Here is a 22,462-nt window from a genome sequence, read left to right on the forward strand (position 1 = left end):
TCTGAGTGACTAGGCAGGAGCCCGGATCCATGTGCTTCGAACAATTAAGAGTTCAGAATTCACAATTAGAGTTCCGCTTTCAGCATTCAGCTTTCCACTTTTGACCAAAGAAAAAAGACAAAGCTAAATTCTTTGTCTTTACTCATCTTTATCTGATTTTTTAGGATTTACTTCTGCTTCTTTTACCACCTCTGCTACTGCAGCTTTGGTGATTTCTACTTTTACATTGTCGGGTTTTAATTCAATTACTACAATATTTTCTTTAAAACCTACTACCTTCCCGTGGAAGCCCCCTATTGTTACGATTCGGTCTCCCTTTTTCAGATTATTTCTCATGTCTTGTACTTTCTTTTGTTGCTTATTTTGTGGCCTTATAATGAAAAAGTAAAAGAATACAAATACGAGAACTAATGGAAGAAAACTACTTAATGTACCTAATTGTTGCCCAGTCATATATTTTCGCTCCTTTTTGTCATATAGTTTTATTATACATGAAATATTTAACAATATCCATATTTCTTGAAAAATTCCTCTTTAAAGTCTAAAAGTCGATCTTCTTCAATGGCTAAGCGGACGTTTTTCATTAAGTTTAAAGAAAAATAAAGATTATGATACGTGAGCAATCTAGCACCTAATATTTCTCCTGCTTTTATGAGATGTCTTAGATATGCTCTTGTGTAATTTTTACATACATAGCAATCACACTCGTGATCAAGAGGCGTAAAGTCCTCCATATATTTAGCATTACGGATAACTACCCTTCCACCACTGGTCATTGCTGTACCATTTCGGGCAATACGAGTCTGCAATACACAATCAAACATGTCTACACCTCGAAGAACTCCTTCTAATAAAGCATCTGGACTTCCTACGCCCATTAGATACCTTGGCTTGTCTTTTGGAAGAAGTGGGGTGGTGTACTCGAGCATTTCGTACATAAGATGCTTTGGTTCTCCTACACTGAGTCCGCCAATAGAATATCCTGGAAAATCGATTTCTAACATTTCTTTTACGCTTTTCTCTCTTAAATCTCTGTACATTCCACCCTGGATAATGCCAAATAGAGCTTGGTTTTCTGTATTCTTATGAGCGTCTTTACATCTCTTTGCCCATCTTATGGTTCTATCTAGAGAATCTCTTGTATACTCATAAGTAGCTGGATATGGGGCGCATTCGTCAAAACACATAATGATATCAGATCCTAGGGCGTTTTGTATTTCCATAACTTTTTCTGGGGACAAGAAGTGTTTAGAACCATCTAAATGAGATTGAAAGGTTACCCCTTCCTCTTTTATCTTTCTAAGTTCTCCTAAGCTAAACACCTGAAATCCACCACTATCTGTTAAAATAGGTTTGTCCCAATTCATGAACTGGTGTAAGCCCCCTGCCTTTTGAACCAATTCATGACCTGGTCTTAGATATAGGTGATAAGTATTGGATAAGATAATCTGTGACCCAATTTCCTTTAATTCTTCAGGGGTCATAGACTTAACTGTAGCCTGTGTCCCTACAGGCATAAATATTGGCGTCTCAATGATGCCATGTGGCGTATGCAATCTCCCACGCCTAGCACCAGTTTGCTTGCATTCTTTTATTAATTCGTATTTAATAGCTCCCATAATACCTCCAATTTAGTTCTAAGTTATATGTTCTAAGTAAAAACGCTGAATGCGGAAAGCGGAATGCGGAAGATTTGGGTCAAGTCTCTCGGGTCTAAGATTCGACCATTCGCTCAATAATGACTGAGCCTCCGCCCTTACTTGCCAAAGGCGAGGTTTGTAGCGACTGTAAGGAGCTACAAGCCTGCAACCTACGACTGTCCAACGGACCAACCGTCTAACTTTTCCGCTTTCCGCATTCAGCTTTCCGCTTTTAGGGTTTTAAGATTCTGCTGACCACCTGACCACCTGACCACCTGACCACCTTAAACAATAATCATCGAATCTCCAAAACTAAAGAATCGATATTTTTCTTCTACTGCTTCTTTATAGGCTTTCATTATAAAGTCCTTTGATGCAAAGGCGCTTACTAGCATCATAAGGGTGGATTCTGGTAGGTGGAAATTGGTAATTATTCTATCTACCACTTTAAATTCATATCCTGGATAGATAAAGATATCTGTCCAACCTGAAGACTCTTGCAAGGGGCAGGACTTTTGAGCAACTGTTTCTAGAGTACGGACAGAAGTAGTGCCTACAGCTATTACTTTATTGCCTCTTCTTTTTGTCTCATTGATTATATCCGCTGTCTCTTGAGTTAAAACATAATACTCTGAATGCATTTTATGTTCTTCTACATGATCTACCTTTACTGGTCTAAAGGTTCCTAAGCCAACATGCAAAGTTACGTAAGCAATATGAACTCCCTTTTGACGAATTTCTTTGAGTAGCTCCTCTGTAAAGTGTAGTCCTGCTGTTGGAGCTGCAGCCGAACCTTTTACTTTAGAGTATATGGTTTGATATCTTTCTTGATCTTCTAGTTTTTCCTTAATATATGGTGGCAAAGGCATCATTCCTAATTCATCGAGAATTTCTTCAAAAATGCCATCATATTGAAATTGAATATGACGATTTCCATCTTCTTTTATCTCTATGACTTCTCCTCTGAGCGTATCACCAAACTCAATAACAGCACCAACTCTTGCTTTCTTTCCAGGCTTTACCAATGTTTCCCAAATATCTCCCTGTACTCTCTTTAAAAGCAAAATTTCGATTACAGCTCCTGTATCTGCTTTTGTTCCAAAGAGTCGGGCTGGGATGACTCTAGTATTATTTAAAACTAGGGTATCTCCTTCACCTAGATATTCTAGAATATCGTAAAAATGTTTGTGCGTTATCGTAGTGTGCTCTCTATTTACGACCATAAGCCGGGAGTTGTCCCTCTTTTCACAAGGGGTCTGGGCAATCAGTTCTTCTGGCAAATCATAATTAAAGTCTTTTGTATTCATTTAGCTGCTCCTTTAAAACTTGTATTTCAATATCATACTAAATAAGCTGTAGTAAATCAAGAAAAAGCATATTCGTTCTAAGTTGTATGTTGTAAGTTCTATGTAAAATCTTTAGATTAAATTTGAACAAGCGCTAAATAAAAAGATACGCTTTTACTCAAAAAAAGCGCCATTGGCGCCTCTCTTGATGGTATTTGTTCTTTATTTTTATTGTTCTTCCATCGGCATATTTAAATGTTCATATGCCCTTTTGGTTACTATTCGACCTCGGGGAGTTCTTTGTATAAAACCTAGCTGTAAGAGATAGGGCTCGTACACATCTTCAATAGTTGTCTTTTCTTCGTCAATAGATGCAGATAGCGTATCTAAGCCTACTGGACCTCCGCTAAACTTTTCAATAATACTCATTAATAATTTTCTATCTACTTCGTCTAGTCCAATAGAATCTACCTCTAATAAATCGAGGGCATCATTTGTTGTTTCTATGTCGATGATTCCATCATTTTTAATCTGTGCAAAATCACGAATTCTCCTAAGAAGACGATTGGCAATTCGAGGTGTTCCTCTTGATCTTTTTGCCAACTCTAGTGCTGCCCTTTCATCTATTGGTGAATTAAATATATCTGATGATCTCAAAATGATTTCCTTTAATTGCTCATAATCATAAATTTGAAGTCTACATATGACACCAAATCGATCCCTTAATGGAGAAGTTAAAAGGCCTGCCCTTGTAGTAGCTCCGATCAAGGTAAACTTCGGCAAGTCTAATCGAATAGACCGTGCTCCTGGACCTTTACCCACAATAATATCTAATGCATAATCCTCCATTGCTGGATATAAGATTTCTTCAACTGCCCTATTGAGGCGATGGATTTCATCAATAAAGAGCACATCACCTTCGTTTAAATTAGTAAGCATAGCTGCTAAGTCACCAGGTTTCTCAATAGCTGGACCTGAAGTAATCTTAATTGCTACATTCATCTCATTTGCAATAATTCCTGCTAGTGTCGTTTTCCCAAGACCTGGAGGACCGTATAGTAAGACGTGATCGAGTGTTTCCTTTCTCTGCTTTGCTGCTTCGATAAAAATACTCATCTTTTCCTTTACAAGCTCCTGGCCTATGTAATCTTTTAAATATTGAGGGCGAAGGGTTTTTTCAATCTCATTGTCCTGTTCTATTAGCTCTGTAGTAATAATTCTCTTTTCCAAAAAAACACCTCCTAGTTTTTAGCAAAACTAGGTGGTCAGGTGGTCGGGTGGTCAGGTGGTCAGCAAAACCATACCCCGCCTAAAGGCGAGAAGGTCTTCCCGTCCAACCGTCCAACCGTCCAACCGTCCAACCTAGTCTATTTCCCCGATAACGCTTTTTTAATCAGCTCTTCTAATGTCATATCTTCTTTGTAGACTTTTCCTACCAGCTGCGCACCTTGGTGATAATCGTAGCCTAGAGACATAAGAGCGGCAATAGCGTCTTCGCGAATACCATTCTCTATAGGTGAAGCAACTGTTTCATTGTATTGGTCGATAACTGCTATTTTGCTGAACTTATCTTTTAATTCTAAAATCATTCTATTGGCAGTTTTTTTACCTACACCAGGTGCAGTTGAAAGTGCTTTTTCATCACCTAAACTAATATATTTTAAGAGTTCATTTCCCCTAAATTTTGATAGTATTCCAAGAGCTACTTTAGGCCCTATTCCTGAAACGCTGATTAAATCTTTAAAAATCTGCCTTTCGTTTTTATCAGAAAATCCATAGAAAGACAGTTCATCTTCTCGAATGTGTTCGTATATATATATTTGAGCACTATCTGAACCATTGCTTAAATCTGTCATTGTATTTGCTGAAATAAAAATAGAATACCCTATGCCATTGCACTCAAGTATTACTTTATCATCGTATATGTCGACAATTTGTCCTTTGATGTATTCGTACAAAAAAAAACCCCTTTCTATATAGATTACATTATATAGAAAAGGAACTACTTTAGCAACCAACTACCAGTATTTAGGCTACCCATGGTAACCTTAGCATTAGCTTATACCCCTAGCCATGATAGCTTTTTAGGCTGGTGGCTTAAAAATTATTCATCATAATTTTCTAATAGCTCGTATAAATTTTCTTCTCCTTTGACGATGATTCCTCCCTCTAGTTTTTCACGTTCCCCAGAGTATACTAACTCTATAGGCGTACTTGTAATATTATCTAAAACTTCCATCCCTTCAATATTATAAGTATAGACTGCCACAAATATATGTCCTTGTCCGTCATCGTGAGTCCCTACTTTATAGTAATCTGGAGAATAGCTATCAATATTTTTTTGTAGGACCAATTTATCAGATGTAAGCTCTACAATATTCCATTCAGAGTAAATCTCGCTTAATTGATTCTTATTTTTCCCAATATTCGTATTGTCAGCTACCTTTTGTTCCGTTGATACTTCATTACATTTTGTATAGACTCGATTGTAATATATAGTAGCATTTTCTCCTAGTCCCATATCTGTAGCAGATACTCTTGCCACCTCAGCTATGTTTCTACCTTTACTGGCATCTCTAGAATCTTGAATTTTACTGAATAAATCAGCACTTAAATATCCTAAAATCAATCCAAATATAACAATGAGTGCTACACCCACACCAATTCCTTTTCTCCTCATACTACTGCCATTTGGACTTTTCATATAGTAACCTCCAATTATCTTTACAATTTACTAAAGATTTTCTCCTTTTATTGTTGATTTCATTAGCGAAAAATATATTTCCACCTATGGGTATTTTAACCAAAAGTCTAGATATTATAACATTTGTTGAACAATTGTTGAAAACAGGTGGTCGGGTGATCAGCAAAAACTTTTGGAGTCATTGCTTTCAGCTCTAAGATCCTTCGCTTCGCTCAGGATGACGAGGGCAAGTGCTCGGGTCAAGTATGTAACTTACGTCGCAGTGAATAATGAACAGTACAGGACTACGTAATTAGTAGCAAATTTGTATTATTCCACTTTTCAGTTACAAAGTTCCGCTTTCAGCATTCAACTTTCCGCTTTTAAGTTTTCCCCGTCCAACCCTATGACTACTTCGTTAAAACAACAGTTTCACTAACTAGGAAAATTTCTTGACAAAAAAATAAGCCCTAAGGCTTATTTGTATTAACACTATTAAATTTACTCTTCTTCCCAATTGTGGTATATATCTTGCACGTCTTCGTTATCGTCGAACATATCTAACATCTTTTGCATTTTTTTTGCGTCGTCTTGTGATAATTTTGTGAAGGTATTTGGAATCATAGTAATTTCTGAAGATTCAAATTTGTAATTTGCATTTTCTAAGGCCTCGACTACTCCTTGAAAATTATCTACATCTGTAATTACTTCGTATCCTTCTTCTTCAATCATCATATCTTCTGCACCAGCATCTAGTGCAACCATCATAAGTTCATCTTCATCAATATCTGAAGTCTTTGCAATCATGATTTGGCCTTTCTTTTCAAACATAAAAGATACACAGCCATTTGTTCCTAAATTACCACCATTTTTATCGAAAGCATGTCGAACATCCGCTGCAGTTCGATTTTTATTATCTGTCAAAGCTTCTACGATAACTGCTACACCTGCTGGACCGTATCCTTCATATGTAATCGTCTCGTAGCTGCTTCCTCCTAATTCGCCTGCGCCCTTTTTAATTGCTCGATCTATATTGTCATTAGGCATATTATTACCCTTTGCCTTTGTAATAGCATCTCTTAGTTTTGCATTTAATTCTGGATCCGGACCGCCTTCTTTAGCTGCAACTGATATGGCTTTAGCTAGTTTTGTAAAAACCTTCCCTCTAGCTGCATCTGCTTTACCCTTTTTATTCTTTATGGTTGACCACTTTGAATGTCCTGACATTCTATTTCCTCCCTCATAATACTTCATTAGCGTTCTTAATTTTATCATAGAATACAGGCATAGGGCAATAAGAAGCTGATTTAAAGCTGACAGCGGTAAGCGGTAAGTGGAAAATCTCCCCTATTGACGAGGCGGTTTCCTTTCAGCATTCCGCATTCAGCTTTCCGCTAAAAAACGAATATTTTTCCCAATTACACACATGATACCATCATGAATATTAAAAATATTAATACCAATTTACTACTAGCTATTTTAGGATTGTCTATTGGGCTTCTGAACGGGATTTTTGGCTCCGGAGGTGGAATTATCGCAGTTCTTCTCATGACTCACGTTTTATCCTTTGAAAACAAAATGGCTCATGCAACCAGTATATCTATTATCCTCCCTCTCTGTATAATCAGTTCCTTTGTCTTCATCAAAAACGGATTTTATGATACTGGATTGATAATAAGAGTAGCACTTGGTTCTGTTATCGGTGGGATGGTAGGAGCAAAATTACTTTGCAATATATCAAATACATTAATACGCAAAATTTTCGGTATTGTTATGATCATTTCTGCAGTTAGGATGTTGTTATAATGGCTACGATTATTGGTTTTTTATCAGGAATTATTGGAGGGATGGGCATTGGCGGTGGAATCATTTTGATTCCTATGTTAACCATTCTTTTAGACGTAAAACAAAAAATAGCCCAGAGTACAAATCTAATCTGTTATCTCCCTTTAGCTCTAGCCTGTTTGCCAATCCACATTAAACATAAAAACATTGATCTATCTGTAACAAAAAAGGTAGTCCCTTTTGGGATAATAGGAGCTCTACTAGGTTCTTATTTAGCTGTCCATCTTTCACCAGCTATGCTCCGAAAATTATTTGCTGTTCTTCTTTTAGTCATGGGGTTGAAGGAGATATTTGATTTAAGGTGGTCAGGTGGCCAGCATTAAGATGGTCAGAAAAAGCGTAGACCACCAATGATGGCTTAGTCTTAAAAACAAAGTTTGTTTATGAGGATTAAGTAAAATATCATAAATTAAGCACAAAGCGTTATCTCGCCCGAAGGCGAGTTTAGTTTTTGCTGACCACCCGACCACCTGACCACCTGACCACCTGCTTCACATATTCTTCCCTTATCTTACAAACTCCCACCTGATCATTGGTGAGCTCAACTAGATCCCCTTGAAGCTTTTCTTCTTCACTAATGGGGATATAGACATGTATGCGGACTTTGTCGTCGTAGATTGCTTCTTCTTCCTTGATTTCATTTTTGGCTAGATAATCTTTGATTTTTCCTAAGTTCGTATACTCACAGGATATTTCCATTAAGGATGAATACTGCATTTTTACGTGAGTAGATTGATTAATGCCTAGTGTTGCAGTACCACTATATGCTCGTACAAGACCTCCAGCACCTAATTTAATCCCACCAAAATATCTCGTGACGATAATGAGTATATTCGTCAAATCATTATGTAATATAGATTCTAAAATAGGTTTTCCTGCAGTACCAGAAGGTTCTCCATCATCATTATATTTTTGTATTTCTTTTTGCATCCCAAGTACATATGCATAGCAATTATGCGTTGCCTTGTAGTGTTCCTTTTGTATGCTCTTTAATATTTCCTCAACTTGGCTTTCATTTTCTACATGAAAACAATTCACGATAAACTGAGATTTCTTAATAATCTCCTCTGCCGCACAATGTCCTTCAATGGTATAGTAATCCAAAATATCACCCTTTAAAAAACAGGTGGTCAGGTGGTAAGGTGGTAAGGTGGTAAGGAAAACCTTTTTTGGGTTAATCCATTCGGGTCAATAAATTATACTTCATAATTCCGCATTGCTTGTAAAGTTCCGCTTTCCCGTCCATCCGTCCAACGAACCAACCGTCCAACCTATAAATATTTTCGCACCATATGCTCCATCTCTTCTGTATACTGCACTTTTAGCTTTATAGCCTCTTCTTCATATTTTTCTTCTAGAACCATTCCTTGGTTATGCAGTGAAGATATAATAGACATATCTTCGTATGGTATAGAGATTTGTTTTACAAGGCGCTCACCATAAATTTGCTTTTGGATTAGGCCTAATAATTCTGAAATACCTATCTCGTATTTTGCGGAGATCATGGCTTTTATACCTCTAATGGTAGAATATTTCTCTTCAAAATTTTCACACTTTTTATCAACTTTATTAAATATATACATCACTTTTTTATGATCTGCTTTTAAAGAGCGAAGTACTTCATCTACCAGTTGTATCTGTTTTAAAAAATTCTCATTAGAAGAGTCGATAACATGGAGCAATAAGTCAGACTCTACAACGCCTTCTAATGTAGACTCAAATGCTTTGACTAAATCATGAGGTAGCTTATCAATAAAGCCTACTGTATCTGATAAAAGAATCTCTTGGTCTGAATCTTTAAACTTTCTCGTCGTAGCATCAAGAGTGGCAAATAATTTGTTTTCTGATAGTACGGTACTATCTGTTAATAAATTAAATAAAGTACTTTTTCCAGCATTCGTATAACCTACGAGAGATATAATCGGTACTTGATTTTTCTTTCGCTTACTCTTTTGCTGTTCCCTAATCTTCTTCATAGACTTAATTCGATTTTCTAGAATATTGATTTCTTTGTAAATTGCTCTTCGATCCGTCTCTAATTTCTTTTCACCAGGACCTCTTGTACCAATACCTCCCCCTGTTCTAGATAGAACTTTACCTAGACCTAAAAGCCTGGGAAGTCTATACCTTAATTGAGCTAGTTCAACCTGTAATTTACCTTCTTTGGTCTTTGCATGCCTTGCAAATATATCTAAAATCAAAGAAGTTCGATCGATAATCTTTACCCCTAAGTAGGTTTCCATAACCTTTAATTGAATAGAGGATAACTCGTCATTACAGATTACCAGATTAGCTTTGCTATTTTGTATGATAATTCTTAATTCCTCTAATTTCCCTTTTCCAACATAAAAAGTATTATCTACTTTTTCCTTGTTTTGCACTACCATTGCCACAGTTGTAGCGCCAGCAGTATAGGCTAATTCCTTTAATTCTTCCATGGAATGGTCAATTTCTAAAATAATATTATCTTGTCGAATGTTTACACCAATTAAAACAGCTCGTTCTTCTTCTAATGTATCCTCGTTGACTTTTTCTCGCAAGTGCTTATCAACCTGCTCATTGTATTCTCTAAACTGGAATCTATTTAAGGTTACTAGAGAGAGAGGACCATATTCCTCTACAGCTAGATCCTCGCCTTTTAAGTGAATAAAGCCAATATTAAATAGAGCTTGCCCTGCAGGGCTTTGTCCAATAGCTCCTAAAAGATTAAACTTCATCTCCATTATAGAGGATTTATCTGCAGAGGATAAACTTGGATTTCCATTTGGATGAGTGTGAAAACTTCTCAAACCATTTAAACCTCTTTTTCTTCCGAGTTTGCTGATATTAGGAAAAGTAGCTCTATTGTGCTCCCCTACACCTATTGCTGCTACAGTATTGCTGTGATCTATGATTACTATAATTTCTTTATTTATTTTTTGGGTAGTATCAAGTAAAATATTTACTACATATTCATCGAGAATCATATCCCGTGGTATTTTATAATCTATGAGACTCTCTAATTCATTGAGTATAGACTTTCGAATACCTTCTATATTTCCATTAACCATTATATCACTCACTTACTTTTTCATTTTTCTATTAATTTTACCACAAAACAAAAGTTTATTCAGTATACGGTTTCTACGAAAGCAAAGAGCTTATATACCGGAAAAAAATCTAATTATTAACTTTATTGTAAACAAATTTGCATATAAATCATAAATATTTGTAAGAATTCATAATAATGAGTGAAAAGGATTGATATTTATGTGAATAAAATATTATAATTAAGTTGAATTTAATAGTTCAATTTTTCCTATGATGGAAATCTTAATACTAAGATTTCATTATTCATCTTAATTACAGACAATCTGGTTCAAAATACATAAAAAATATGGTTGCCTGAACCTATTGTCTAATCTTAATAGGAGGTTAAGAATGGAAAACAATAACGAAAATGATGATAAAATCATTATTGAAAGTGATCATTACGATAGACAATACATAAATGATGATTACAACGACGAGAACGAAGATGACTCTTTAAAAGATATTGAAGAGCCAAAAGTGGAGCCAGAAGTGGAGATAGAGGTGGAGACAGAACCAGAAATGGAGGATAAGCCAGAAAAAAAGCCTAAAAAGAAGTTCAGCTTTTATCTTAAATGGTCTTTGATTATCCTATTGATTCTAACGCTTGTAAGCGGCATTGTTATGAGTGCTATTGCATTTTCATGGATAAATAAAGCTCCAGAATTAGACTTAAGTAATTTTGAATACATGGAACCTACTTCAGTAGTCGATAAAAACGGTGAGTTTTATCAACAATTACAAGGCAAAGAAAAAAGAGAAATTATCAGTATTGATGAGATCCCAGATCATGTTAAATATGCCTTTATTGATATTGAAGACGAACGTTTTTATTCTCACAATGGCGTAGATTTAAAAGGCTTGACGAGAGCAGGAATCAATGTTGTCACTACAGGTTCCTTAAATGGACCAGGTGGAAGCACTATTACCCAACAGCTCATTAAGCTTACACATCTCACACCGGAGAAGAAACTTGAAAGAAAAGTCATAGAGATCTATCTAGCTATGCAGTTAGAGCGAAAATGGACAAAAGACCAGATTCTACAAGCCTATTTAAACAAAGTCGGATTTGCAAATGCTTGGGGAGTACAGGCTGCTTCTCAGACTTATTTCCGAAAAGATGTAGCCGAAATAAGCTACGCACAGGCTGCTGTATTGGCTGCCACCATTAAAAGTCCAACATATTATAAACCATATATTGTCGAAGAAATTGAGGAAGGCATTTATTCAATTAAAAAAGATGAAAACGGAAAAATTAATTACAATGAAAAAAATCAAAGCCGTGCCCTCGCAGTAATTGACAAAATGAAAGAACTTGGACACATAAACAATGAAGAATACGATACTGCAAAGACGCAACTAAAAAATAACGATTTAGACTTGCATGAGCCACCAGAACTACAAATTTATTCTTATTTTACTGATGAGCTTTATATTCAAATCGTAAGAGATTTAATGGAATCGGATCAATTTAGCTTTGCATCAGAGCAAGAAGCCGAAAATTATCTATTAAATTCTGGGTTAACTGTACACTCAACCATAGACCCAAATGTTCAGAGAGTACTTGATGAAAAATTTGCCGATGACAGATTGTTTCCAGCTCAATCATGGGCTGCAAAAGAAGCATCAAAGGCCATGTCTAAAGTATTAGGAGAAGAAGTAAACTATATGCCCGAAGGGGCAATGACCATTATCGACAACTCAAACGGTTCTGTAGCCGGAATGGTCGGAGGAAGAAGTAAGGATGAGAGCAGATCTTTAAATAGAGCTACTAAAAAATATCAAGTGGGTTCTGCTACAAAACCTCTTACAGTTTATGCACCAGGACTAGAGACAAAAGCTTTTACACTAGGCACAACTTATGATGATGTACCTTTAAGCCTAAAAAATGGAACCTGGAAACCTGGAAACTCTGGTGGTAGTTACGAAGGCATGTTGACTGTTAGAGAAGGTCTTAGAAAATCCAAGAATATGGTTGCCATTCAAGCCTGGTACGATTTAGGATTGGAAAATTCAATTAAATACGGTGAGCTTCTCGGCCTTGAATTTGAAGACAGTGATAAGGATGTTGCTCCACTAAGTTTAGGCGGATATACAACAGGTCAGAGTACTCTGGCTATGGCCACTGCATTTTCAACTTTTCCAAATAAAGGCACAAGAACAGAACCAGTTATGTACACAAAAATTGTGGATAGAGATGGAAATATCATTTTAGAAAATAAACTAGAAAAGATTAGAGTCTTTTCTGAAGAAACAGCATACTTGATTACAGACGTTTTAAAAGGCGCTGTAAGAGGTGGATCTACCAATATCTCTATACCTAATATGCAGATTGCTGGTAAAACAGGAACCACAAATGATCAAAAGGATGCCTATTTCGCAGGGTATTCTCCATATTATACAGCAGCTGTATGGTATGGTTATGACCAATACAATGTAAAGGCTGGAGGGAGAACATATCAGCTTAATATTGGTAAATACGGCGGAGAGAAAACTGCCAGCCCCTCTGCAATGTGGAAATCCGTTATGCAAGAGATTCATTCAGATCTTAAATCTAAAAGCCTTCCGGGTAGACCGGGAGGCATTGTGTCTGCAAGTATAGACCGAGTTTCTGGTAAATTGCCTACAGAGTTAAGCTCAAGAGATCCTAGGGGTTCTACGGTAATCAGCGAAATGTTTATCTCAGGAACGGTTCCTACTTCTAGAGATGATTTTCATATTGAGCAAAGAATCGACATATCAACGGGCATGATGGCTACAGAATTTTGTCCTGATGAATCAGTAGAAACAACAGTAAGAATATTAAAACCTAATGGCCGATTTCCAAAAGGTGTAAGACCCTTATACGCTAACTATGTGGCAGGTCCAGAAAAAGGTGTACTAGCTGTTAATACAAGTACTCTTTGCAATATTCACAATGCTACCAGTCCAGTAGGTGTACAGTTTATGTTAAATGATACACCTATTGACACCTTAAGCTTAGACATAGGTCAAAGCTTAACCGTTGAGGTAATTGGTTATACCATTAACAGCGAAGTAGTTCAAACTGTAGAAAATTTAACTGTTACATCAAGTAGCCCAAATGTTACAGTTAAGTCAAATGGAAACAATACTTTTGTAGTAACTGGAGTAAATGGAGGAAGTGCTAATCTTGTGGCTACTATAACCTATAAAGGTGTTGAGAAAGATATCTCTTATACTGATACCGTTATAGTTACTGTAAATACACCTTCACCACCTCCTGAAAGTGAAACACCGCCTACAGATGAAACACCACCAGCATCTACAGAACCTACTAAACCGACAGAAGGTGAAACAACAATAGAAACGCCGGCAAATAAATAAAGATGGTAATATGGTAAGGTGGTAAGCAAAAGCATTTGCCACCATTGGTGGCATAAATGATGACAAAAGTAGCTTGACTCGCATGTTTAGTTTTATTATAAGATTTAACAAGAAAGTGCCTTTACACTTTAGTAGCCATTAGTGCTAGGGTCAAATCTTACAGGTCAAAGATTTAATCACAATAAAGAGGACTTAAATAATATCTAAGCCTAAAAGTAGGACTTTCCTAAATATGCGGAAAAGAGCAGTCTAAAAGGACTGCTCTTTTTTATATAGTAGCAAAGTGCTATTTTGGGTCCTAGCTCCTACCCAATCATCTTTGACCCATGAGACTTGACCCTAGAAAACTGGTAGCTGAACGCTAATCCCTTTTACTTCTTCGTCTTTGAATTTCCAAGTATCGCTGCTATATATCCAAATAATACCACAGCAGCTACACCTGCTGATGTAGCGCTTATTCCTCCTGTAAAGGCTCCAATAAATCCGTCTTTGTCCACTGCTTCCATAGCTCCTTTAGCTAGGGAGTAGCCAAATCCTATAATGGGAACTGTTGCACCGGATTGGGCTACTTCTACAATCTTAGGATAAATTCCAATACCAGTTAAAATAGCTCCTGTAACTACATATAGCACCAAGATATGAGCCGGCAATAATTTAGTTGTATCAAGAATAATTTGTCCTATGACACAAAGAATTCCCCCGACCACAAAAACCCAAAAATAATCAGCCACTACCCTTCACCCCCTACCCAATTGGGGTTCATTTTCAATAGTAACAGCATGAGCAATACATGGGATGCTATCCCCTTGCAATGTTGTTGTAGGGGAAAGTAATGCCCCCGTAGGCACGAATAAAACCCTATTTAATTCTTTGTTTCGCAATTTCTTGTATATATAGCCTGAAAATACTACAGCAGAACAACCTGCCCCACTGCCTCTAGCATGAGTATCTTGTTCTTCATTAAAAATTTCTACGCCACAATCTGTAAAAATATTGCTCACGTCAAAACCTTCTCGTGATAGTAAATCCATTGAAATCTCTTTACCTATAGTTCCTAAATCTCCTGTTATAATGAGGTCATAATCCTTTGGCTGAAAACCTGTATCATTAAAATGAGCTATAATGGTCTCTACAGCTGCAGGTGCCATTGCTGTTCCCATATTATCAGCTTCTTTCACACCATAATCTTGGACAATACCTGTAGTAATATGAGTAATATAAGGTGATTTTTGTTGATCAGATATGACTATAGCACCTGATCCTGTTACCGTCCATTGGGCAGTCATTTTTCTTTGGACTCCTGACTCTAATGGTGATCGATACTGACGTTCAGCACTGCTAAAATGGCTAGAAGAACTAACTATAACATTCTTTGCAAATTGCCCTGAAACGAGACAAGCCGCTAATTGCATTCCTTCGGAGAATGTAGCACATGCATTATATAAACCAAAAAATGGGATTGCAATTTTTTGTGCTGTAAAACTGGTACTTATAATCTGATTGAGTAAATCTCCCCCAAGATAATAATCAATATCTGTAGCCTGTAGTTTTTCCTTTTGAAGTAACATTTGAATAGCTGTATAGCAAATACATTCCTCTGCCTTTTCGTAAGATGTCTCACCACAAGTATCATCGGTTTCCACTTTATCAAAATATATTTTCAAAGGTCCTTCCGCTTCCTTAGGTCCTACAATAGAAGCTGTATTTGAAATAGAAGGTGGATTTGGAAATCGTATGGTTTGTCGTCCAATTTTATGCATTATCATCACCTCATTTCATAAAATAATAAAGCAGTCCTATTATTATTGATGTAATGGTTCCATATACCAACACTGGACCTGCTAGTGAAAACATCTTTGAACCTACGCCTAAGATATATCCCTCTTTTTTAAATTCGATAGCTGGTGCTACTACAGAGTTCGCAAATCCTGTTATAGGAATAGCAGATCCCGCTCCTGCATATTTTCCGATATTATCGTAAATTCCTAAAGTCGTTAAAAATGCACCTATAAAAATCAAAGTCATGCTTTGCATTCCGCCAGCTATTTTGTCGCTTACATCAAATGTATTAAGATAAAAATCTTTTATAAATTGACCTAGAACACAAATACCACCACCCCACAAAAAAGCATTGACACAATTTTTAAGAATAGTTTGCTTTGGTTGTTTGTTTTTTACATAATCTTGGTAATCTTTAGGCGTCTTAATTGTCTTCATGTAAATCCTCCTCATATCATCCGTTTTTTATATTACTGATGATGAATGTCAACTAATATTATTATGAGCAGTTGTAGTGGATTCTATTAAAAAATTTTGAAAATAAGGTGGTCACCTTTCTTTTTTCAAGCAACAAAAAAAGTGGTGATACCCAAACTTAAAAACAAAAACAAACCCTTTAGCAAGAATAAAAAGAACCTCTGCTGAAATAGTTATTCAGCGAGAGATTCTTTGAGTTTCCTTAAAATTTTCTTTTCTAATCTGGAGACTTGGACTTGGGAAATATTGAGTTTTTGTGCAATTTCATTTTGTGTTTTATCCTGAAAATATCGCATCATGACAATTTGTCTTTCTCTAGGAGGTAATTCCCCTATCATTTCTTTTAAGGTGAGCTTATCTAATACCTCTTCCTCCCCTTCATCCTCTGCTTCAATTTTGTCGATTAACATTACAGCATTACCATCGTCATGATGAATCACTTCATAAAGGTAATCTGGAGTATAACAAGCTTCTAGGGACATGATGATTTCTTCTTTCTCTACGTCGATTTCTTTGGCAATTTCTTCAACTGTAGGCTCTCTCTTATGTTCATTAAAAAACTGTTCTTTAACGTAGTACACCTTCTTATAGATGCTCTTTAAATTTCGATTTACTTTTATAAGACCATCGTCTCTTAAAAAGCGTTTGATTTCTCCCATAATCATAGGTACTGCATAAGTTGAAAACTTTACATCAAAGGAAGTATCAAAATTGTCTACAGCTTTTATAAGCCCTATGCTTCCTATTTGAAACAAATCCTCTCTATCATGTCCTCGATTGAGAAATTTATTTACTACGCTATTCACTAAGCCGATATTCGCCTCAATTAAGGTTTCCTTTGCTAGTTTATCCCCTTCTTGAGCTTGTACTATTAAATTAATGGTTTGTTCGTGATTATTATATGAATATTCTTCGCTAATCATATATAATTCCTCAACGATTCATAGCGCTATTAATCGTTTTTTTCATTTTAACTCTTGTTTCTACCCCAGGAATTGATTTTACTTCTACTTCATCCATAAAACTCTCCATGACTGTAAATCCCATACCAGATCTCTCCATTTCCGGTTTTGATGTAAAAAGAGGCTCCATTGCCTTCCCTACATCTTTAATGCCTACTCCATAGTCGATTACTTCAATGATTACTGTATTTTTATCGATTTCACATGTAATATGTATGACTTCATCATCCCTATTGTATCCGTGAATTATGGAATTGGTTACTGCTTCTGATACAGCTGTTTTTATATCTGTAATTTCCTCAATAGTTGGATCAAGTTTCGCAGCAAAGGCAGATACTACTACTCGAGCAAAACTCTCATTATCAGACTTACTTAGTATTTCCAATTTCATTCTATTATTCATCATCTTCACCTCTAATAGCTATTAGCGCTTTATTAAGATTAGCGTACTCGTTGTAAATATTAAACAAACCTGACATTTGTAAAAGCCTTCTATTTGAATTATGGATATTTATCATTATTGGTATACCGTTTTTACTTTTAATCTTCTTATATCTTCCCATGAACATGCCTACTCCAGAGCTGTCCATAAAATTCATCTGAGATAAATCAAATATTAAATTTTTGAGATTATTAGAAGTGAGTAAAGAATCCACCTGATTTCGAATATCCTCCGAAGTGTGATGGTCTAATTCTCCAACGATTTTAACATATAAAGAATCTTCTATAATTTTTGTCTTTAGTTCCATTCATCTAGCCTCCTTTTATACTATACTAGTTCTACATATTTTATAAAAATCCTGCAAAGAAAAATATACAGTTTTGTCGAAAATGTAAAATTTTTAAATAAGGTGGTCAGCAAAAGCAAATATGCCACCGATGGTGGCATAAATAAGGGCGAATAATGTTCGCCCTTACAACTTTAGTATAAGTATTCAGCTATTAGTAAGCTATCCCGCCTTTGTTCTTTAAACGCTAGGGAGTCTTCGGCTAAAGCCTCTGGATGACTGGAGCAGGAACTAGGGTAGAACATTGGGGCAAGAATCTTTCTCTTCGCTCTAGGATGATGTGGGATAGGCGCTTGGATCTTTTTCTCGCCCAAAGGCGAGTAATGATTTTGCTGACCACCTAAAAACGAAGTATCTCCGCATTTTTAATCGCTTCTTCTATCAACTCACCTACATCGGCTTTAGCTTCTTCTTCTAGAACTTTTTCTAGTTTTGGTCTTGTTTCAGGGTGTTTTGGGACGAATACGGTACAGCAGTCTTCGAATGGGAGGATTGAGGTTTCGAAGGTTTCAATTTTTTGTGCAATGTCGATAATCTCATTTTTATCCATACCTATTAAAGGCCTGAATACTGGTAGCTCTACTGCATTATTTGTGGCATTAATACTTTCCATCGTCTGGCTCGCTACTTGTCCTAGGCTTTCTCCAGATACTAAAGACATGGCTCCTTCCATATATGCTATTCTTTCGGCAATTTTCATCATGCCACGTCTCATAAGAAGAGTAGTATACTTTTCATTGCATTTTAAAAGTTGCTCTTGTTGAATATCTGTAAAAGAAACCACATACAGTTTCATTGGTCCTGTATAGCTACTCATAATACGAGCTAACTCAATCACTTTTTCCCGGGCTCGGTCGCTAGTATAAGGGTAGCTATGAAAATGAACCCCTACGATTTCTACTCCTCGTTTTGCCATCATATAACCTGCAACAGGGCTATCAATGCCTCCTGAGAGCATGAGCACTCCCTTTCCACTACAACCTACTGGCAATCCTCCTAAACAGGAGATAATATCTGTATATATATATGTTTTTTCCCGCACTTCAATATGGAACATGATCTGAGGTTTCTTTACGTCAACAGAAAGATTTGTATTGTTTTCTAAAAGATAACCTCCCATTTTATTATTTAAGTCCATAGACTTTATAGGAAAAGCCTTATTTGCTCTTTTGCTACGAACTTTAAAGGTGGTCTTCTCTGTAATGACTTGATCTCCCATTAATTCTAAGGATAATTTTTTCATTTCTTCAAAATCATTCTCAATAACATATGCTTTACTTATTGACACAATTCCAAAAACCTTTTGAAGAGCAGCTACTGCTTTATCGTATTCTTCAGGTGCAAGTCGTACAATAAACCGGCCTTGTATTTTTTCTAATTTTAAGCCACTTAAGTTTTTAAGGGCGGCCTTTATATTTCTTAATAATAAATCCACAAAATAAGACTTGTTTAAGCCTTTTAAAGCGATTTCTCCATATCGAACTAATATTACTTTTTCCATTTATCTTCTCCTCGTAAATTTCCTTACATTATCCACAGACTCTTTTAACATCTTAACCATATACTCTATTTCTTCAAGAGTATTATATTTAGAAAAACTAATTCTAAGAGAGCCTTCAATGTACTTACTTGATAAATTCATGCTTTTTAGAACATGGCTTTGAGAGTTTTTCTTAGAAGTACAAGCAGAGCCTGATGAGATAAAAATTTCTTTCTTTTCTAGCAAATGCAAAAGAACCTCACTTTTTACATCTTCTATAGATATATTTAAAACGTGCGGGGCGTATTTTTCACTTTCATCAGAGTTAAAATGTATTCCACTTAGTTCCGCTTTAAGGAGTTCTATGGCTTTCGATTTTAGCGCCTGTAAATGATCTACTTGCTGCTGAAACTGGGACAATTGCTCTACTGCTACACCAATGCCCACAACCCCAGGGAGATTTTCTGTTCCCGATCGAAATCCTCTTTCTTGGCCACCTCCAAAAAGAATTGGTTGCAAAGCTAAATCTTTTCTCACATAAATAGCACCTATTCCTTTAGGCCCATGAATTTTGTGACCGCTAAATGTCAATATATCAATCCCTTCAGATAGTGGCTCAACTGGTACTTTTCCAACTGCTTGAACACAGTCTGAATGAAAAATACAATATTGTGATCTTTCTTTAATGATTTTGGCGATTTCTCTTGTATTCTGGATAGATCCTACTTCGTTATTTACTTTCATGATGCTCACAAGTATGGTCTTGTCATCAAGGGCTTCTTCTAATTGCTCTAAATCGAGAAAACCCTTCTTATCTACGTCAATGTAAAAAACATCATATCCATTATTTTCATAAGATTTAAATACTTCTAGGACAGAAGGATGCTCTATAGCACTAGTAATAATCTTGTTTCCCAGTCGCTTATTTTTGTTAATAGCGCTTCTTATAGCAAGATTATTCCCTTCTGTACCTCCAGATACAAAGGTTATAGTCTTCTCATCTACCTTTAAAAAACCAGCTACTTGCTTTCTGGCCTTGTTCATAGCCTTTTCCGCTTCTAGACCCATTCTATGAAGAGAAGATGGATTTCCATAACATTCTAAAAAGTATTTGTTCATGGCAGTGACCACTTGTTCATCAGCCCTTGTAGTTGCACTATTATCTAAATATATCAAAGACTTACATCCTTTCTCGCTCAATTTTTACAGTACATTACAGCTCTTAAAGATCTACAATATAAATATCCCCATTTGAATTAAAGAATATCCTATTATCTTGAACAAACAGGGTAGATGGAATATCATTAAAAATTGATAATAATGTTTGTACTTCTCCATTCTTTTTTCGAATCTTAAGATCTTGTTTTTGAGAGTAATTCTCATCTTTTTCTGCAGATTCTTCAAGCCATATGTACTCTCTTTCGTCTTCTAATATATTTAAACTATGTGGATCTTTTATCTTAATTCCAGTATTGTACATTCTGCCTGAATTCATATCTATTCTTTTTATTGTATGAGTGGTGAGCAATTCTTCATCATTAATCGTGCTTTCTGTTAACTCTATTAAGAGTTGATTTTTACCATACAAATCCAAACAATCCGCTACTCCTTCGGCCTTTAAATTCGTAATGTTTACAATATTGTTTCCTTTTAGGTTTATCATAATTAAATCTGTTGTACTAGACGTTTCATCTTCTATGCTTAATTGGTTTTCTTTTTTTACTTTTGCTAATGAAAATAATTTATCACCAGAAAAGTGTACAAAGTCTGTTAACACTAAATCGTCTCTTTTCTCTATATCAATCTGTTTTACTTGTCCATTTATAGAGATGATTTTATTGTTGTATTGTCCCTCCTTAACGGTCTGTAATAAGAGTTGATCTCCATTACTCGACAATATAAAGTTACGAGACACTTCACCTTCTAGTTCGTATAAAAGCACACTTTTTCTGTCCTTTAAATTCATAAGGTAAATCTTTTGATTTTTTTCATAGGCCATTGCATTCTTATCCGTAGATAATACCGCATTGTATACATCCTGAAGTAATTCTGTTTCTTTATTTGTCTTAAGATTGTATAGGAGCAAATCAGAATCGTTTTTTAGCAAAAGCTGCTGATTATTTAAAGCCTCTACTACTATTCCTTCGCTTTGAATCCGTTTTATTTGTACAGAATCAGTACCTGAAGAAGATACGCTTTCAAAGACTTCTTCGTAATTTATTGGTGATTGAGTTTGAGCTAGACTTTCTTTGTCTTTCTCAGCAACAGCTTCTTCTTTACTACAAGCTGTAAATAATAAAATCCCAAAGATAAAGGTTGCAATTATTAATTTTTTCAAGACCGTTTATCTCCTTTTTCTTTTGACTTTCTCTTTCATTCTTTTTTTCTTTATCTGTCTCTTATAATCTTTATAATCTCCATCAAATCCTGCTTTTTTTAATTTTCTATCATTAATGTAGCAAAATTCAATATAGGCTTTTGCAATGATCCACAATAGATATAGTGTAAATAAAAATAACAATATAAATCCTACTATTTTTATCATGGTCTTTACCTACTGATCTTTATCTAAAAATACGCGACTGCCCACTGAATTTTTCTGTCCTTGATACTTTCCCCTATAAGGATTTTCTGCAGCTTGATCCATCTGAGCAAATACTAATTGGCAGATACGTCTTCCCGATTCTAATTTAATAGGAAGTCTATTTGCATTATACAATTCAAGGGTTATATTCCCTTCAAAGCCAGGATCGACCCAACCAGCGTTCTGTATAAAAAGTCCCATCCTACCAATTGAACTCCTGCCTTCTACAAAAGCTGTCAGATTATTTGGCAGCTTTATGTATTCTCTTGTAGTCGCCAATAAAAAAGAATTAGGTGGAATGATAACTTGATCTGCTTCAAAAGAGATGTACTTGATCTCATCGGTCATAGTCATAGCTTCGATTCTATTTTCATCTAATTTTAAGAAGTGATTACCTAATCGAATATCCACAGACGCCGGCTGTATCTGTTCCTCGTCAAGAGGATGGATTTCTAGTTCCTTTTTATTGATTAATTCAATGATTTTTTTGTCTGATAAAATCATTTATTTTACCTCCTTTTTGG

The 22,462-nt window shown here is 35.7% G+C and carries 23 protein-coding genes; 3 read left to right on the top strand and 20 right to left on the bottom strand.

Annotation, left to right across the window (positions count from 1 at the left end):
• Nucleotides 1-138: 138 nt before the first annotated feature.
• The 7 genes from yajC to DES36_RS03225 all read right to left on the bottom strand — a co-directional run bounded on the left by yajC (nt 139) and on the right by DES36_RS03225 (nt 6,836).
• The gene (yajC, locus tag DES36_RS03195) at nt 139-453 is read right to left on the bottom strand and encodes a preprotein translocase subunit YajC (protein WP_113919779.1); all 315 of its coding nucleotides are present in this window, start codon (nt 451-453) and stop codon (nt 139-141) included.
• Nucleotides 454-500: 47 nt separating this feature from the next.
• Nucleotides 501-1,619, bottom strand: a complete 1,119-nt coding sequence (tgt, locus tag DES36_RS03200) for a tRNA guanosine(34) transglycosylase Tgt (protein WP_113919780.1) — start codon at nt 1,617-1,619, stop codon at nt 501-503.
• Between the two features lie 305 nt (nt 1,620-1,924).
• Nucleotides 1,925-2,947: a tRNA preQ1(34) S-adenosylmethionine ribosyltransferase-isomerase QueA gene (gene queA / locus DES36_RS03205; RefSeq protein WP_113919781.1), complete on the bottom strand. Its 1,023-nt coding sequence runs from the start codon at nt 2,945-2,947 to the stop codon at nt 1,925-1,927.
• A gap of 207 nt (nt 2,948-3,154) precedes the next feature.
• Nucleotides 3,155-4,156 carry a Holliday junction branch migration DNA helicase RuvB gene (gene ruvB / locus DES36_RS03210; protein ID WP_113919782.1) on the bottom strand — a complete coding sequence of 334 codons (1,002 nt, stop codon included), beginning with the start codon at nt 4,154-4,156 and terminating at the stop codon, nt 3,155-3,157.
• A 137-nt stretch (nt 4,157-4,293) separates the two neighbouring features.
• Nucleotides 4,294-4,884, bottom strand: coding sequence for a Holliday junction branch migration protein RuvA (ruvA, locus tag DES36_RS03215; protein ID WP_170128157.1), 591 nt, complete (start codon nt 4,882-4,884; stop codon nt 4,294-4,296).
• Between the two features lie 146 nt (nt 4,885-5,030).
• The gene (locus DES36_RS03220; RefSeq protein WP_113919784.1) at nt 5,031-5,630 is read right to left on the bottom strand and encodes a hypothetical protein; all 600 of its coding nucleotides are present in this window, start codon (nt 5,628-5,630) and stop codon (nt 5,031-5,033) included.
• Nucleotides 5,631-6,110: 480 nt separating this feature from the next.
• A complete protein-coding gene (locus DES36_RS03225) occupies nt 6,111-6,836 on the bottom strand; it encodes a YebC/PmpR family DNA-binding transcriptional regulator (RefSeq protein ID WP_113919785.1) in 726 nt (241 codons plus the stop codon).
• Nucleotides 6,837-7,046: 210 nt separating this feature from the next.
• Here DES36_RS03225 and DES36_RS03230 point away from each other — a divergent pair, with 210 nt between their 5' ends.
• The gene (locus DES36_RS03230; protein WP_113919786.1) at nt 7,047-7,415 is read left to right on the top strand and encodes a sulfite exporter TauE/SafE family protein; all 369 of its coding nucleotides are present in this window, start codon (nt 7,047-7,049) and stop codon (nt 7,413-7,415) included.
• Nucleotides 7,415-7,777: a sulfite exporter TauE/SafE family protein gene (locus DES36_RS03235; RefSeq protein WP_242981684.1), complete on the top strand. Its 363-nt coding sequence runs from the start codon at nt 7,415-7,417 to the stop codon at nt 7,775-7,777. Before DES36_RS03230 ends, DES36_RS03235 begins: the two co-directional genes overlap by 1 nt.
• A 121-nt stretch (nt 7,778-7,898) precedes the next feature.
• Here DES36_RS03235 and DES36_RS03240 read toward each other — a convergent pair whose 3' ends face one another.
• Nucleotides 7,899-8,558: a YigZ family protein gene (locus tag DES36_RS03240; protein ID WP_170128158.1), complete on the bottom strand. Its 660-nt coding sequence runs from the start codon at nt 8,556-8,558 to the stop codon at nt 7,899-7,901.
• 167 nt (nt 8,559-8,725) lie between these two features.
• Complete coding sequence (gene hflX / locus DES36_RS03245) at nt 8,726-10,516, bottom strand: GTPase HflX (RefSeq protein ID WP_207657422.1); 1,791 nt, start codon at nt 10,514-10,516, stop codon at nt 8,726-8,728.
• A gap of 358 nt (nt 10,517-10,874) precedes the next feature.
• Between hflX and DES36_RS03250 the strand changes: the two genes are divergently transcribed.
• Complete coding sequence (locus DES36_RS03250) at nt 10,875-13,868, top strand: transglycosylase domain-containing protein (protein ID WP_113919790.1); 2,994 nt, start codon at nt 10,875-10,877, stop codon at nt 13,866-13,868.
• 371 nt (nt 13,869-14,239) lie between these two features.
• Here the strand turns inward: DES36_RS03250 and spoVAE are convergent, their stop codons facing one another.
• The 11 genes from spoVAE to dcd form a co-directional block, all read right to left on the bottom strand.
• Nucleotides 14,240-14,599, bottom strand: a complete 360-nt coding sequence (gene spoVAE / locus DES36_RS03255; RefSeq protein WP_113919791.1) for a stage V sporulation protein AE — start codon at nt 14,597-14,599, stop codon at nt 14,240-14,242.
• Nucleotides 14,600-14,605: 6 nt separating this feature from the next.
• Nucleotides 14,606-15,634, bottom strand: a complete 1,029-nt coding sequence (gene spoVAD / locus DES36_RS03260) for a stage V sporulation protein AD (protein ID WP_113919792.1) — start codon at nt 15,632-15,634, stop codon at nt 14,606-14,608.
• A 4-nt stretch (nt 15,635-15,638) separates the two neighbouring features.
• Nucleotides 15,639-16,085 (bottom strand): stage V sporulation protein AC, encoded by a 447-nt coding sequence (gene spoVAC / locus DES36_RS03265; RefSeq protein ID WP_207657423.1) that lies wholly within the window; start codon nt 16,083-16,085, stop codon nt 15,639-15,641.
• Between the two features lie 212 nt (nt 16,086-16,297).
• The gene (sigF, locus tag DES36_RS03270; protein WP_113919794.1) at nt 16,298-17,047 is read right to left on the bottom strand and encodes an RNA polymerase sporulation sigma factor SigF; all 750 of its coding nucleotides are present in this window, start codon (nt 17,045-17,047) and stop codon (nt 16,298-16,300) included.
• A 10-nt stretch (nt 17,048-17,057) separates the two neighbouring features.
• Nucleotides 17,058-17,492, bottom strand: a complete 435-nt coding sequence (spoIIAB, locus tag DES36_RS03275; protein WP_113919795.1) for an anti-sigma F factor — start codon at nt 17,490-17,492, stop codon at nt 17,058-17,060.
• Nucleotides 17,482-17,835: an anti-sigma F factor antagonist gene (gene spoIIAA / locus DES36_RS03280; protein WP_113919796.1), complete on the bottom strand. Its 354-nt coding sequence runs from the start codon at nt 17,833-17,835 to the stop codon at nt 17,482-17,484. Before spoIIAA ends, spoIIAB begins: the two co-directional genes overlap by 11 nt.
• A gap of 379 nt (nt 17,836-18,214) precedes the next feature.
• Entirely contained in the window at nt 18,215-19,375 is a 1,161-nt protein-coding gene (thiI, locus tag DES36_RS03285; protein ID WP_113919797.1) for a tRNA uracil 4-sulfurtransferase ThiI, read from the bottom strand.
• Nucleotides 19,376-20,530, bottom strand: coding sequence for a cysteine desulfurase family protein (locus tag DES36_RS03290; protein WP_113919798.1), 1,155 nt, complete (start codon nt 20,528-20,530; stop codon nt 19,376-19,378). It abuts the gene before it with no gap.
• 46 nt (nt 20,531-20,576) lie between these two features.
• On the bottom strand, nt 20,577-21,692 hold the full coding sequence (locus tag DES36_RS03295) for a hypothetical protein (RefSeq protein ID WP_113919799.1): 1,116 nt from the start codon (nt 21,690-21,692) through the stop codon (nt 20,577-20,579).
• Nucleotides 21,693-21,698: 6 nt separating this feature from the next.
• Nucleotides 21,699-21,899 (bottom strand): hypothetical protein, encoded by a 201-nt coding sequence (locus DES36_RS03300; RefSeq protein WP_113919800.1) that lies wholly within the window; start codon nt 21,897-21,899, stop codon nt 21,699-21,701.
• Nucleotides 21,900-21,908: 9 nt separating this feature from the next.
• Entirely contained in the window at nt 21,909-22,442 is a 534-nt protein-coding gene (dcd, locus tag DES36_RS03305; RefSeq protein WP_113919801.1) for a dCTP deaminase, read from the bottom strand.
• Nucleotides 22,443-22,462: the final 20 nt, after the last annotated feature.

The sequence above is a fragment of the Alkalibaculum bacchi genome (genome assembly GCF_003317055.1).
GTDB lineage: Bacteria > Bacillota > Clostridia > Eubacteriales > Alkalibacteraceae > Alkalibaculum > Alkalibaculum bacchi.

Excerpts from the sequence above, each read along its gene's own strand:
- sigF (WP_113919794.1), bottom strand. The coding sequence starts at position 17,047 with ATGATTAGCGAAGAATATTCATATAATAATCACGAACAAACCATTAAT.
- DES36_RS03220 (WP_113919784.1), bottom strand. The coding sequence starts at position 5,630 with ATGAAAAGTCCAAATGGCAGTAGTATGAGGAGAAAAGGAATTGGTGTG.
- queA (WP_113919781.1), bottom strand. The coding sequence starts at position 2,947 with ATGAATACAAAAGACTTTAATTATGATTTGCCAGAAGAACTGATTGCC.
- spoVAD (WP_113919792.1), bottom strand. The coding sequence starts at position 15,634 with ATGATAATGCATAAAATTGGACGACAAACCATACGATTTCCAAATCCA.
- DES36_RS03225 (WP_113919785.1), bottom strand. The coding sequence starts at position 6,836 with ATGTCAGGACATTCAAAGTGGTCAACCATAAAGAATAAAAAGGGTAAA.
- DES36_RS03300 (WP_113919800.1), bottom strand. The coding sequence starts at position 21,899 with ATGATAAAAATAGTAGGATTTATATTGTTATTTTTATTTACACTATAT.
- spoIIAB (WP_113919795.1), bottom strand. The coding sequence starts at position 17,492 with ATGATGAATAATAGAATGAAATTGGAAATACTAAGTAAGTCTGATAAT.
- thiI (WP_113919797.1), bottom strand. The coding sequence starts at position 19,375 with ATGGAAAAAGTAATATTAGTTCGATATGGAGAAATCGCTTTAAAAGGC.
- DES36_RS03235 (WP_242981684.1), top strand. The coding sequence starts at position 7,415 with ATGGCTACGATTATTGGTTTTTTATCAGGAATTATTGGAGGGATGGGC.
- tgt (WP_113919780.1), bottom strand. The coding sequence starts at position 1,619 with ATGGGAGCTATTAAATACGAATTAATAAAAGAATGCAAGCAAACTGGT.
- spoIIAA (WP_113919796.1), bottom strand. The coding sequence starts at position 17,835 with ATGGAACTAAAGACAAAAATTATAGAAGATTCTTTATATGTTAAAATC.
- DES36_RS03250 (WP_113919790.1), top strand. The coding sequence starts at position 10,875 with ATGGAAAACAATAACGAAAATGATGATAAAATCATTATTGAAAGTGAT.
- yajC (WP_113919779.1), bottom strand. The coding sequence starts at position 453 with ATGACTGGGCAACAATTAGGTACATTAAGTAGTTTTCTTCCATTAGTT.
- spoVAC (WP_207657423.1), bottom strand. The coding sequence starts at position 16,085 with ATGAAGACAATTAAGACGCCTAAAGATTACCAAGATTATGTAAAAAAC.
- DES36_RS03230 (WP_113919786.1), top strand. The coding sequence starts at position 7,047 with ATGAATATTAAAAATATTAATACCAATTTACTACTAGCTATTTTAGGA.
- dcd (WP_113919801.1), bottom strand. The coding sequence starts at position 22,442 with ATGATTTTATCAGACAAAAAAATCATTGAATTAATCAATAAAAAGGAA.